We start from the raw sequence: 14,627 nt of genomic DNA, 5'->3' as shown, positions 1-14,627 counted from the left end.
GTGGATTCACATGGAGTAAAAGTTGGATTTGGATATCAATAATAAAGTGGAATATTAAACGTTTGTTGGTTGTTTTACATATGGATTTGTAAGGTCCATACCTTCTAAGGAAAGACCCATCGCTTTAGCGACACCTTCACCATATGCTGGGTCAGCTAGATAGCAGTGAAGGATGTGACGGCGTTTGATGAATTCTTCAACAGAAGCCATATCGTTCGCGGTATTTTCAAATAAGCGTTGCTGCTCTTCCGAAGTCAATAGACGGAATAGTTTACCTGGTTGTTCAAAGTAATTATTATCGTCTTCACGGAAATCATGAATACCTGCATGACCATCAATACGTAATTCAGGCTCTTTATGGTCTAAATTATGCTCCCACTCACCATAGCTATTTGGTTCATAGCTTAATGTCGAACCAAGATTGCCATCAAAGCGCATTGCTCCATCTCGGTGGAAAGTACGGAATGGACATTTTGGTGCGTTGACAGGAAGCATATAGTGGTTTACACCAAGACGATAGCGTTGGGCATCCGCATATGCAAAGATACGACCTTGTAACATTTTATCTGGTGAGAAGCTGATGCCAGGAACAATGTTAGATGGTGCGAATGCAGCTTGTTCAACTTCTGCAAAGTAGTTGTCTGGATTTTTGTTTAACTCGAATTCACCTACAGGAATTAATGGGAAGTCTTTTTTATACCATACCTTTGTTAAATCAAATGGGTTGTATGGTAGCTCACGAGCTTGTTCCTCTGTCATTACCTGAATGTACATTTTCCATTTAGGGAAATCGCCTTTTTCAATTGCTTCATATAAATCACGTTGTGAAGATTCGCGGTCTTGACCAATAATCTCATTAGCCTCGGCACCAGTTAAGTTCTTAATGCCTTGCTCTGTACGGAAGTGGAATTTAACCCAAACACGTTCATTATTAGCATTGATAAAGCTATACGTATGAGAACCAAATCCGTGCATATTACGGTAACCAGCTGGAATACCACGGTCAGACATAACAATTGTCACTTGGTGAAGTGCTTCAGGTAATGAAGTCCAGAAATCCCAGTTAGAGTTGGCATTTTTCATATTTGTACGTGGGTCCCGTTTTACCACATGGTTTAAATCTGTAAAGTGTAACGGGTCACGGAAGAAGAATACAGGTGTATTGTTCCCTACTAAATCCCAGTTTCCATCTTCTGTATAGAATTTAAGGGCGAAGCCACGAATATCTCGCTCTGCATCTGCTGCACCACGCTCACCCGCTACTGTAGAGAAACGTGCGAACATTTCAGTTTTCTTGCCGATCTCTGAGAAGATTTTCGCTTTAGTATATTGTGAAATATCATGCGTTACAGTAAAAGTACCAAATGCACCTGAGCCCTTTGCGTGCATACGACGTTCTGGAATCACTTCACGGTTGAAATTTGCTAGTTTTTCAACTAACCATACATCCTGAAGTAAAAGAGGGCCACGTGGACCTGCTGACATAGAGTCATGGTTACTTACTACTGGAGCACCACCTGCTGTTGTAAAGCGACGGCTACGATCATTTGCGTTTGTCATATTAGTTTACCTCCTGAAAAAAATGTGAGTCAAACTCTTCGTCTATAACTATAACAAATACAAAATAGAATTGCTAGTACATTATAATAATTATCGTTAAAGAATTTTTGTATTTAAGTATAAACTATAAATATATGCGCTAGACATAGGGTTTATACATAGTTTTTAACTTAAATTTATTTTATTTAATCTCAATTTTATAGATAATTGTCATATTAAGATCAAGATAATGACATCATGATAAAATCTTTATTGAAAATAAAATCAACTAATTGAAAATTAATCTTTTAATTTTTTCTATATCGGTTAGGCGTAATACCAATTTGTTGCTTAAATAATTTTATGAAATAATTTGGATCATCAAAACCGTTTAAATGAGCGATTTCGCTAATAGCAAAATCTGTTTCTCGCAGCATTTTTGTGGCATGATGAATTCTTACTTGCTGTAAATAGCGCTTAAATGGCAAGCCTTGTTTTCTTGAGAAAATTGTACTTAAATAATTGGGGCTTATTCCAAGCTTATGAGCGACAAAGGGAAGAGACAGTGCGCTATCTTTAAATTGTTGATCAATTATTTCTATAGCTAGTTCAACATAATCAGCTCGTTTCTCTATTCGAGCTTCCCTTGCTAACTCAATTAATGTCTGCGTGAAAGAAATAATCCCATTGAGTATCGTATAAAATATAGGATGCTCAATGATTAAATGAAATAGCTGACGGTAGTGTTGTTCGATAACCGCTTTTTCATGTAATTTATATTTCAGCATAAAGCGTCTAATTTGTGCTAAGACACTCGTCAAATGAATGCGTAAATCGTCTTGCTCATAATATATGCCTTCATTAGAAAGCCGATATAAAAATGTTTTAACGGCCTCTAGGTTTCCATCTTCCAAACTACTTATTAGTAATTGTTGCTCTTCTGGTGTCAGTAAGGGATCAAAGGGCTGAGTTTCATATTGTTTGCTCGCATAAAAAATATGGCCAAAGCCCTCATAAAAACTTTGATGTAGTGCACGCTTTGTTAATGTATACATAGTTTTAATGGTTGTAGGTGTTCCATCATATATGCCGATATTTAAAGAACTATTACTAATCAAACGCCATTCCTTCATAAGTGTACGTACATCTTTTTCCACAATCCTTATATCATTTGTTTGAAAAAGACATACGATTCTATTAGATAGAGGGTAGGTTTTCATATGAAAGTGAATCGGTGTTTGTTGAAGCCAATTGTAAAGCTTATTGAAGGTTTCAGTATGCTCGGGTTCAATCATTGTGAAATGTAATGTTGTCTCAATTGAACTTGATTTATTATCTAAAAATAATTGATTATAAAAGGAATCGTTTGTAGTCTCTTGAGCATCTTCTGTAATCTGTGGTGTGCGAAGAGAAATGGTTGTGAGTTTTTTCTTTAATAGCTCTAAATCAATAGGCTTCACAAAAAGATGAGCCACTTGTAAATCAATTGCCTTCAAAGCATTTTTAAATAATGGCTCAGTTGTCATTGCTAAAATGGCACCAGAAAGCTTTTGTATATCGCGATAAAGAGCTGCTAGGCGATTATTAGGAAATATATCGATATTTAACAGTATGGCATCAGGTTCAAATTGTCTAATGCTATGAGACACCTCTGAAATACTTGTACACATTTCAATAAAAACATCTCCAGGGAAATATGTATGTAAAAACCACTTTATTCCTGCTAGGTCGGTTGGATCGCGATCAATTAATAACAGCTTCATACCATCAGCCCTTCTTAAAATATTCTAGTTTCATATAAAAGTACGGTTATATTAATAAAAATAACATAGTAATCTGAAAAAAGTCTTGTTTTCTCTATTAAAATTCTCTATATTCTGAAAAAGGTAGTTAGTACAATGTAAATAGAGTAATTGATCATCAGCAGAAGCCAACTTTTGTTATGAAAACGCTTAAAAAGTTTGAGACTGATGTTTTCATATTACGAAAATATGAATGAAGATAATTTATTTACATAGCCATATAGGGAATAGGGGGATGTCATGTGAAGTCAATCATCGAGCTTGATGGCAATACATTATCAAGACAACAAATAGAGGAAATCGTGAAGGGGCAAGCAACAGTTGCGCTTGCTACAGAGAGTTTGGAACGTATTCGTTTAAGTAGAGAGCGTATCGAAAAGCGTTTAGCTGAAGGCCAAACAATTTATGGTGTGAATACAGGGTTTGGTAAACTCAGCAATATAAAAATTGAAGAAGAAGACATTGAGCTATTGCAGCTAAATTTATTACGATCAGATGCAACCGGTGTTGGTGAACCATTCCCAACAGATGTTGTACGTGCAATGATGGTGTTACGTGCCAATGCTTTGGCCAGAGGATTTTCTGGCATTCGTGAGGAAACTGTCCAACTATTGTTGAATCTTATTAATAAAGGTGTTCATCCAATTGTTCCGTCACAAGGTTCAGTAGGAGCAAGTGGTGATTTAGCGCCTTTATCACATTTGGCATTAGTGTTAGTGGGAGAAGGAAAGGCTGAGTTTAACGGAGAAATCATGAGTGGTAGTGACGCGCTAAAGCAAGCAGGATTAACCCCTGTTAGACTTCAAGCTAAAGAGGGGCTAGCATTAGTTAACGGTACACAAGCTATGACGGGTATAGGTGTATTAACGGTCAATGAAGCTGAACGAATCGGTCTTGCAGCGGATATGGCTGCTAGCTTAACACTGGAAGCTTTAAAGGGCATTACCTCGGCATTTGATCCAGCACTTTTAGCAGTAAGACCACATCCAGAGTTAGAACTAGTGGGCGGGCGTATTCGTAAGTGGCTCGATGGCAGTAAACGTGTGACAAAGCAGGGTGAAATTCGCATGCAGGATGCTTATTCACTACGTTGTATACCGCAAGTACATGGTGCTTCTTGGCAGTCATTTTTCTACGCACAGGACCGTGTTCAAACTGAAATGAATGCAACAACTGATAATCCAATCGTTTTAGAAAGCGGGGAGGTTTTATCGGGTGGGCATTTCCATGGACAGCCAATAGCCTTGGCAATGGACTTTTTGAAAATAGGTGTATGTGAGTGGGCCAATATTTCAGAACGACGTACAGAACGTATGGTAAACCCTCAACTTAATGAAGGGCTGCCACCGTTTCTAGCAACAAACCCTGGGATTGAATGTGGGCTTATGATTGCTCAATATACAGCAGCCTCTATTGTCTCAGAAAATAAAGTTTTAGCACATCCTTCGAGTGTGGATTCTATTCCTACATCAGGTAACCAAGAGGATCATGTAAGTATGGGAACAACTTCGGCACGTCAAGTACGTCAGATTGTTCACAACGCTGCTCGCGTTATAGCTATCGAATTGATTTGTGCATCACAGGCTATTCATTTAGACAAGGCAGAAGAGCAATTATCTCCTACTACAAGTAAATTCTTAAAGAAAGTGCGAGAATTTTGCCCACCATTATTAGCCGATCAACCAATTGGCGATGAAATTGAAGCATTGGCGAAATATTTACTATCAAGTAATGATTTAGTAAATGAGTATGTGTAAATTAGTTTAAATTTTGATATGAAAGAGCAAAGGCGTCGCTCGGTTATACACCGAGTAGCCTCTGCTTTGAAAATATTTATATGTATTTAAGTCTGAATATTCAGTTATTAATAGCTTTAGACAGCAACATTCACATTTTTTTAATAGGAAAAGGAGCGTGTTTTTAATGGTATTTAAGACAGATATTCGTGCACCACGTGGAAATGAACTAACATGTAAGGGATGGACACAGGAAGCAGCAATGCGTATGTTAATGAACAATCTTGACCCAGAGGTAGCAGAGAATCCAGATGAACTGATAGTTTATGGGGGTATTGGTAAGGCTGCTCGTAACTGGGAAAGCTATGAACAAATCATTGCATCTTTGAAAGAATTAGAGAATGATGAGACTCTATTAATCCAATCTGGAAAGCCCGTAGCTGTATTCCGTACACATGAGCATTCCCCTCGAGTGTTGATTGCCAACTCAAACCTTGTACCAGCATGGGCAAATTGGGATCACTTTTATGAATTAGAAGAAAGAGACTTAATGATGTATGGCCAAATGACTGCTGGGAGTTGGATTTATATTGGTGCTCAAGGAATTTTACAAGGAACTTATCTGTCCTTTGTAGAAGCAGGCAAAAAGGTATTTGGCACTGCTGATTTACGTGGTAAATTCATCCTTACAGGTGGTATGGGCGGTATGAGTGGTGCACAGCCATTAGCAGGGAAAATGGCTGGGGCTGTAATCTTAGTTGTTGAAGTTGAACGTGCTCGCATTGAACGTAAAATCAAAGAAGGTTACTGTGATTATATTGTAGAAACTGTAGATGAAGCAATTGCATTAGTTAATAAATTACGTGACCAAAATGAGCCAGCATCCATTGGCCTTGTTGGTAACTGTGCTGATGTTAATCGTGAGTTGTTGAATCGTGGAATTATTCCAGATTTTGTGACAGACCAAACATCTGCACATGATCCGATTAATGGTTATGTACCTAATGGCATGACCTTTGAAGAAGCGCTAAAACTTCGCAAAGAGGATGTAAAAACATATGAGCGTAAAGCAAAAGAAACAATGGCAGAGCATGTTCGTACAATGCTAGAGTTCCAAGAGGCAGGCGCAGAAGTATTTGATTATGGGAATAACATTCGTGCCTATGCCAAAGAAATGGGTGTGACAAATGCCTTTGATTTCCCAGGCTTTGTACCAGCGTATATTCGTCCGTTATTCTGTGAAGGAAAGGGCCCATTCCGTTGGGCGGCGCTTTCAGGAAACCCTGAGGATATATATAAAACAGATGCACTGGCAAAAGAGATGTTTGCTGAAGATGAGGGTCTAGTCAATTGGATTGATATGGCACAAAAAATGGTGAAATGGCAAGGGCTACCTGCACGCATTTGCTGGTTGGGTTATGGTGATCGTCATCGTTTTGCATTAAAGGTCAATGAAATGGTTGCAAATGGTGAATTATCAGCACCAATTGTCTTTGGTCGCGATCACTTAGATTCAGGTTCTGTAGCATCACCAAATCGTGAAACAGAAGGAATGCTAGATGGTTCGGATGCGGTATCGGATTGGCCAATTTTAAATGCTCTTGTTAATACTGCGAGTGGTGCAAGCTGGGTAAGCGTACACCATGGTGGTGGTGTAGGAATGGGTTATTCACAGCATGCAGGTCAAGTCTTAGTAGCAGATGGATCAGAGCTTGCCGCTGAAAAAATTGCACGTGTATTGGTTTCAGACCCTGGAATGGGCGTTGCTCGTCATGCTGATGCAGGCTACGATATTGCTATCAATACAGCAAAAAACAAAGGTGTCCATATACCAATGTTAAAGGGTGATGTGAAGTGACCATTCTAATAAAAAATGCAAATGAAGTAATTACCTTGAAAAGTAATGTACAAGGACCACGTACAAAAGAACAAATGCAGGAAATTGCAGTAATAGAATATGGCAGTGTTCTAATTGAAGAAGAGCGTATTGTAGCAGTAGGAGCGTATGAGCAATTAGAAGCTGACTTCCCAGAATTAATAAAGAAGGCAGAAACGATTGATGCTACTGGTAAGATTGTTATGCCTGGCTTAGTGGATTGTCATACACATTTAGTGCATGGTGGAACACGCGAGCAAGAGTTTAATATGAGATTAAATGGTTCTACCTATATGGAAATCATGAATGCAGGCGGTGGCATTCATGCTACAACAAAGCATACACGAGAAACAAGCTTTGATGAATTATATGAAAAAACGATGCAGCATTTAGATGTATTTTTAAAGCATGGCGTAACAACAGTTGAAGCAAAATCAGGGTATGGCTTGGACTGGGAAACGGAAAAGAAACAGCTAGAGGTCGCAAAAGAATTACAAGCTGCACATCACATTGATGTCATTAGCACGTTTATGGGAGCCCATGCAGTTCCTCGTGATTATAAGGGGCGTGAGGATGAATTTGTGGATGTGGTGGTCCATGAGATGCTGCCAAAAGTAGCAGAACTAGAGTTGGCTGAATTTAATGATGTATTTTGTGAAAAAGGCGTCTTTACACCCGAACAATCCCGACGCATTTTAGAGGCTGGAAAAGCACTAGGCTTAACCCCAAAAATACATGCGGATGAAATCGAACCTTATCAAGGCGCCGAGCTGGCTGCGGAAGTAGAGGCCATTTCTGCGGAGCATTTGTTAGTTGCTTCTGATAAGGGAATTCGAAAAATGGCTGAAGCGGGTACAATTGCTGTATTGCTGCCAGGTACTGCATTCTTTTTACGTGCACCTTTTGCAAGAGGGCGTCTAATGATTGACGAGGGAGTGCCTGTGGCGATATCAACAGACTTTAACCCTGGGTCATCCCCAACAATGAGCCTACCCTTCATTATGAATTTAGCTTGCATGCATATGGGTATGACATTGGAGGAAGTATTAACGGCAACAACAATTAATGCAGCATATGCCCTAAATCGAGGCGAGCAAATTGGTTCCCTTGAAGCACATAAAAAAGCTGACGTACTTATCCTTGATGTTGCTAATTACAAGCAACTGCAATATTTCTACGGCATGAATCATACACATACAGTAATCAAAAATGGGCAAGTTGTTGTACAAAACGGAATTCTGCTGAAAGATCAATAATAATAATGGGCATAAATAAGGCGGAGTAGCTTTATTTATGCTTTTTTTATAAATTAGTTGCAAATGCTTTGATGAAAGATTATAATTCTAATAAATAGTAATTAACGAATTACAAATTACCTGAACCTTGTAATTATAGAAGGGGTTATACAATGACAAAATTTCGTACCGAAGAAGAAGTGCTTGCACATTATGATTCTTCAAAATATCAAACACCCGATGGATATACCGCAGATATTGCTATTTTTACAATTACCTCAGAGAAAACAGAGGAAAAAGCACCGCCAAACATGACGCTAAAGATTATGTTAATTAAGCGTGCTACTAGGGATGCTGAAGGAAATCCCAATATTGAAGGAGGAAAATGGGCACTTCCTGGGGGCTTTGTAGATGCAAATCAAAAAGAAACTGCCTTTATCGCAGCAAAGAGAGAATTAAAAGAAGAAACAAATGTAGAAGGTTTACATGTTCAACATTTTGGTGTTTATGATGAGATCGATCGAGATCCACGTGGTTGGATGATTTCAAATGCATTTTATGCCATTGTTCCTGAGACATATATTGAGCAACGTCAAGCGAATGATGATGCAGACGATGTAGAACTGTTTGATATAGAAAGTGTATTTACGCTTCCATTAGCTTTCGATCACCGAAAAATCATTTCCGATGCGTTGCATTTTATTAAAAGGGATATGATTCAGACAACTGTTGCTAAAAACTTTTTACCACAAGAGTTTACATTATCAGAATTGCAACGAGTACTTCTAACAGTTGGAGAAGATCCACGAATCTCTAACGATTCCGTATTCTTTACAAAAGCACCTAAATTACCATTTATCGAAAAAGCATTGGATGAAGAAGGAAAACCAAAGAAAACAAAAAGAAATTCGTTCCGGCCTTCCCAGCTCTATACATTTAATGATTTCGAAATGGTAGAGTCTATCTATCATTAGGAAAGATCCGTCTTTCCTGATTATTTTAAAGAAAGTAATTTGTAATTTAAGTATTACTAATTAAAAACTGGAGTGATGAAATGATGAAAAAGCGTGCATTAATTAATATTGATTATACAGTGGATTTCGTAGCGACGGATGGGGCTCTTACTTGCGGAGAGCCTGGGCAATTGCTCGAACGTGCAAATGTTGATTTAACAAAGGAGTTTATTAAGAGGGGGGATTTTACAGTATTTGCGATAGATCTTCATGAAAAGGGAGATATTTATCATCCAGAAACAAAGCTATTTCCACCTCATAATATTCGTCATACAGAAGGTAGAGAGTTATATGGTGCATTAAACTCATTATATGAAGAAAATAAAGACCAAGATTTCGTCTATTACATTGATAAAACGCGTTATTCTGCTTTTGCAGGAACAGATTTAGAATTGAAATTGCGTGAAAGAGGAATTGCTGAGCTGCATTTAATCGGCGTTTGTACAGATATTTGTGTTCTTCATACAGCAGTAGATGCTTATAATAAAGGGTTCGATATCGTCATTCATAAAAATGCTGTCGCCTCTTTTAATCAAGCTGGACATGAGTGGGCGTTAAATCATTTCGAGCATACTCTAGGTGCGACTATTATTTGACATGAATGGAGGGGAAAATATGAAATATGTAGATGATAGTTTCATGTTACACACGGACCTATACCAAATTAATATGGTTCAAACTTATTGGCAAGATGGTGTTCATCAACGTAAAGCTGTTTTCGAACTATATTTTAGAAAGCTTCCATTTGGCAATGGCTATGGAGTTTTCGCTGGATTGAAAAAAGTGATTGAGTTTATTAATAACTTTGGTTTCTCTCAAAGCGATATTCAATATTTACGAGAAGAGGGGAAGTATCCCGAGGAATTTCTTGAATACCTAAAAGAACTTAAATTTACAGGGACAATTAAGGGGATGAGAGAGGGAGAATTGGTCTTTGCAAACGAGCCTATCCTGCGAATTGAAGCACCATTAGCAGAGGCTCAATTAATTGAAACGCCGTTGTTAAATATCGTTAATTACCAAACCCTGATTGCGACAAAAGCTTCACGTATCAAACAAGTGACGGGTGAGGATGTTGTAATGGAATTTGGAACCCGCCGCGCACATGAATTTGATGCTGCTATTTGGGGAACTCGTGCTGCTTATATAGGTGGATTCTCTGCAACAAGCAATGTAAGAGCAGGAAAATTATTTGGTATTCCTGTGTCAGGAACACATGCCCATGCGATGATTCAAACCTATCGAGATGAATATACTGCGTTTAAAAAATACGCAGCAGCCCATAAAGACTGTGTTTTCCTAGTAGATACTTATGACACACTACGTTCTGGTGTTCCTAATGCTATCCGCGTAGCGAAGGAGCTAGGGAATCAAATTAATTTTATTGGTATCCGTTTAGACAGTGGAGATTTAGCCTATCTCTCAAAACAGGCAAGGAAAATGCTAGATGATGCAGGATTTACTGCAACTAAAATTATGGCTTCGAATGATTTGGATGAATATACAATTATGCATTTAAAGTCACAAGGGGCGCAAATTGATGCTTGGGGTATCGGAACTAAGCTGATTACAGCCTATGATCAAGCAGCTCTTGGAGGAGTATACAAATTAGTTTCGATAGAAAACGAAAGTGGAGAACTAGTTGATACCATTAAAATTTCAGCAAATCCTGAGAAAGTGACTACACCTGGACGTAAACGTGTTTACCGTATTATTAATGCGGAGAATGGTCATGCTGAAGGAGATTATATTGCGTTAGATAATGAAAACATACAGCAAGAAGAAAGATTGAAAATGTTCCACCCTATTCATACGTATATTAGTAAATTTGTTACAAATTTTACGGCGAAAGAGTTACATGAAAGTATTATAGAAAATGGAAATATTGTTTATGAGGAGCCAACTATTCAAGAAATACAAAAATATGTACAGGAAAACTTACATTTATTGTGGTGTGAGTATAAACGAACAATGAATCCTGAAGAATATCCAGTCGATTTAAGTCAAGTATGTTGGGACAATAAAATGGCAAGCATACAGGCAATAAAAGAAAAGGTTTCACAACGTATTTAAAAGTAACTGCTAGGAGGTAGATACGATGGCGAGAATAGGTATTTATGGTTCATCATTTGATCCCATTACCAATGTCCATCTTTGGACAGCAAGCACTGTAGCACATCGGTGTAAGTTAGATAAGGTTATTTTTTTGCCTTGTTCAAATAAACGCAAAGATAAAACCATCAAAACAGCTGATACACATCGTTGGAATATGCTTCAGTTAGCTATTGCTAAGGATGATCGTTTTATCGCAGATTCCTATGAGATGGATCAAGAAGGCTGGAATATCTACACATATGACACTATGAAATACTTTAGAGAGAAGAACCCAGAGGATGAGGTGCATTTTATTATGGGTGCTGATTTACTAGTGGATATTGGTGCAGGTTTATGGAAAAAGGGCGACGCATTAGTAGCGGAGAATAAATTTATTGTAATGGCACGACATGGCATTGATATGCTATCAACCATTAGTCGTTCTCCGATTTTAAGAAATAATGATGATGGAAGATTTCATCTTATAGATAAAGGGCTAGCGATGGAAATTAGCTCTACCTATATTCGAGAAGAATTCGCAATGGGAGGAGAACCGAGATACCTCTTGCCTACTGCTTGTTACAACTATATTAAAGAACATCATCTTTACCAAAAATAAAATAGTGAAGCTATCATTATAAGTGTGGATGACTACCACACTTATTTTAATTTTGAAAAGATGGTGAATTTTATCATATAGAGCTCAGGGTAAGCTATAATAAAAATAGTAATGAAGTACAATTTTTTGCTGTCAATTTTTAATAATGATTAATGTTAGAAAGGAATTCATGAATGTGCAGCTTACATTAACATTTCTTATTTTAGGAGCAACAATTTTCGCATTTGTGACCAATAAAATACGAGCAGATCTTGTAGCAATTGTGTCACTATTAGCATTTGTCATTATGGATATTTTGACGCCCGCGGAGGCATTAGCTGGTTTTTCAAACTCTGTAGTTTTAATGATTGCAGGGTTATTTGTCGTGGGTGCAGGGATTTTACGTACGGGCCTGGCAGGCATGGCGGGGCAACTATTACTAAAATGGTCAGGCAATAGTGAGCTGAAGTTATTTGTGCTACTGCTTATTATTGTAGGATCGGTTGGTGCATTTATGAGTAATACGGGTACTGTCGCCTTAATGATGCCAATCGTTGTAAGTATAGCAATAAGCATGAAAGTCAGCCCTTCTAAATTTCTACTACCACTCTCCTATGTAGCAAGTCTTTCTGGTCTGATGACACTGATTGCGTCCCCAACCAATTTAATTGTCAGTCAGTTATTGGTTGATCGAGGCTATAACAAACTTGGCTTTTTTGAAGTAACTCCTATTGGTATCGTGGGGATGATTGCTGGCATTTCCTATTTAGTACTTGTAAGAAATATTTTATTACCAAAGGATCAAAACCGTACACAGACCAATGAAGGCTATAAACTTTCGCCGAAAAAAATTATTAAACAATATGATTTAAATAATCGTCTATTTAAAATCTCCGTTCCTGAGGAGTCACCTATTATTGAAACATCGTTAGCGGAATTAAAACTACCAGCTAAGTATATGCTTTGTATGATGAAAATTCATCGGAAATCACAGGAGGGCATTAATTTACTACCGATGACTTATCAAGAAATGGCAGGACCAACTAGTGTCATTCATGCCAAGGATGAGTTATATGTTCAAGGAGAAATAGAGGATATTCGGCGTTTTGTTGAGGATTATCATCTTGAGATGCAAGGATTAGTTGAAGGAGAAGCCGATGAATTGGTATCGAAGCATCTGGGTATTGCAGAGGTATTGCTTACCCCAAATTCGAGCTTTATCAATGAAACGGTTAGTTCCCTTGGGTTCCGGGAAAAATACAATCTAAATATCATTGGTATTAATCGTAAGGGTGGTTACAAGCTTCAGGATATGGTGTCTCACAAATTAAAATTTGGAGACGCAATATTAGTACAGGGAGCATGGGATGAAATTCTTTTGTTAGCAAGAGAAACGCAAGATGTCGTGGTTGTAGGACAGCCGAAAGAACACGCAAGTGTGGCAGCAGCTACAGGCAAAGCTGGAATTGCGGGGATTATTATGTTATTCATGATTATTTTGATGGCATTTGAAGTTTTCCCTGCTGTCATTTCTGTGATGATTGGCGCTGTACTTATGATTTTAACAGGCTGCTTGAGAAACATGGAAGATGCCTATAGCAATATGAATTTTGAAAGTATTGTGTTAGTGGCTGCGATGTTACCAATGGCGACAGCGTTAGAAAAAACAGGGGGCATGACCATTTTATCTGATGGTATTATTAATGCTTTAGGTGGTTTCGGACCATACGGTGTACTCATAGGAGTTTATATTTTGACAGCTATTTTCGGTCAATTTATTAGCAATACGGCAACTGCTGTATTGTTTGCACCCATTGCCATGAGTGCAGCCATTGCAATGGAGGTTAGTCCCACAACATTTATGATTGCAGTCGCAGTTGCAGCAAGTATGGCATTTGCTACGCCAATTGCTTCCCCTACGAATGCACTGGTAATGACGGCGGGGGGCTATAAATTTATGGATTTCGTAAGAATAGGGGTTCCGTTACAGCTTGTTATGTTTATTGTGATGATGATAGCCATCCCGTTCTTTTTCCCATTTTAAAAACTCGGTTTCTTTACCGAGTTTTTTGTTTTTTTAAAGATCTATTATTTTTTTGTAGGAAATTATGATAAAATTATTTTCTAGTTCATGGTCTAATATTGAACTAGCTTGTGAATAGATTTTATAGTTACTAATATAGGAAGTTTTACTTTGGTAATAAAAATAATAAAGTTTTTTATTAAAAAGTGTTGACCTTTTAAAAATAAGGGTGTAGTATTATACAAGTCGCCAGGGTGACACGCTAAAATAAAGCAAAACATGAACCTTGAAAACTGAACAAGCAAAACGTAATCAATAAAGTTTTAAGTAGCTAGTTTTGCTAGTGAACGAAACACAATTTTGGACATCAAACATGATGCCAGCAAAACAATTTGAGCTAATCAAATTTCTTTTATGGAGAGTTTGATCCTGGCTCAGGACGAACGCTGGCGGCGTGCCTAATACATGCAAGTCGAGCGAACAGAAAAGGAGCTTGCTCCTTTGACGTTAGCGGCGGACGGGTGAGTAACACGTGGGCAACCTACCCTATAGTTTGGGATAACTCCGGGAAACCGGGGCTAATACCGAATAATCTCTTTTGCTTCATGGTGAAAGACTGAAAGACGGTTTCGGCTGTCGCTATAGGATGGGCCCGCGGCGCATTAGCTAGTTGGTGAGGTAACGGCTCACCAAGGCGACGATGCGTAGCCG

Annotated in this window: 10 protein-coding genes and 1 rRNA gene; 9 read left to right on the top strand and 2 right to left on the bottom strand. The window is 38.1% G+C overall.

Annotated elements, in window-relative coordinates; translation table 11 throughout:
* Window positions 1-54 precede the first annotated feature (54 nt).
* A complete protein-coding gene (locus VK91_RS03130; protein ID WP_048390717.1) occupies window positions 55-1,560 on the bottom strand; it encodes a catalase in 1,506 nt (501 codons plus the stop codon).
* 287 nt (window positions 1,561-1,847) lie between these two features.
* Window positions 1,848-3,302: a response regulator transcription factor gene (locus tag VK91_RS03125; RefSeq protein ID WP_048390716.1), complete on the bottom strand. Its 1,455-nt coding sequence runs from the start codon at window positions 3,300-3,302 to the stop codon at window positions 1,848-1,850.
* 281 nt (window positions 3,303-3,583) lie between these two features.
* Here VK91_RS03125 and hutH point away from each other — a divergent pair, with 281 nt between their 5' ends.
* The 9 genes from hutH to VK91_RS03080 all read left to right on the top strand — a co-directional run.
* Entirely contained in the window at window positions 3,584-5,098 is a 1,515-nt protein-coding gene (gene hutH, locus VK91_RS03120; protein WP_048390715.1) for a histidine ammonia-lyase, read from the top strand.
* A gap of 166 nt (window positions 5,099-5,264) precedes the next feature.
* Window positions 5,265-6,935 carry a urocanate hydratase gene (gene hutU / locus VK91_RS03115; protein WP_004233805.1) on the top strand — a complete coding sequence of 557 codons (1,671 nt, stop codon included), beginning with the start codon at window positions 5,265-5,267 and terminating at the stop codon, window positions 6,933-6,935.
* Window positions 6,932-8,209, top strand: a complete 1,278-nt coding sequence (gene hutI / locus VK91_RS03110; protein ID WP_048390714.1) for an imidazolonepropionase — start codon at window positions 6,932-6,934, stop codon at window positions 8,207-8,209. Before hutU ends, hutI begins: the two co-directional genes overlap by 4 nt.
* A 152-nt stretch (window positions 8,210-8,361) precedes the next feature.
* Complete coding sequence (locus tag VK91_RS03105) at window positions 8,362-9,162, top strand: NUDIX domain-containing protein (RefSeq protein ID WP_048390712.1); 801 nt, start codon at window positions 8,362-8,364, stop codon at window positions 9,160-9,162.
* 80 nt (window positions 9,163-9,242) lie between these two features.
* The gene (locus VK91_RS03100) at window positions 9,243-9,797 is read left to right on the top strand and encodes a cysteine hydrolase family protein (RefSeq protein WP_048390710.1); all 555 of its coding nucleotides are present in this window, start codon (window positions 9,243-9,245) and stop codon (window positions 9,795-9,797) included.
* 19 nt (window positions 9,798-9,816) lie between these two features.
* A complete protein-coding gene (locus tag VK91_RS03095) occupies window positions 9,817-11,274 on the top strand; it encodes a nicotinate phosphoribosyltransferase (protein WP_048390708.1) in 1,458 nt (485 codons plus the stop codon).
* Between the two features lie 25 nt (window positions 11,275-11,299).
* Window positions 11,300-11,914: a nicotinate-nucleotide adenylyltransferase gene (gene nadD / locus VK91_RS03090; RefSeq protein WP_048390705.1), complete on the top strand. Its 615-nt coding sequence runs from the start codon at window positions 11,300-11,302 to the stop codon at window positions 11,912-11,914.
* Window positions 11,915-12,083: 169 nt separating this feature from the next.
* Window positions 12,084-13,937, top strand: coding sequence for an SLC13 family permease (locus VK91_RS03085; RefSeq protein ID WP_048390703.1), 1,854 nt, complete (start codon window positions 12,084-12,086; stop codon window positions 13,935-13,937).
* A gap of 390 nt (window positions 13,938-14,327) precedes the next feature.
* A 16S ribosomal RNA gene (locus tag VK91_RS03080) occupies window positions 14,328-14,627 on the top strand; the annotation flags it as partial.

This window comes from Lysinibacillus sp. LK3, from assembly GCF_001043675.1.
Taxonomy (GTDB): Bacteria; Bacillota; Bacilli; order Bacillales_A; family Planococcaceae; genus Lysinibacillus; species Lysinibacillus capsici.
This window is presented reverse-complemented; position numbering and strand designations above follow the sequence as displayed.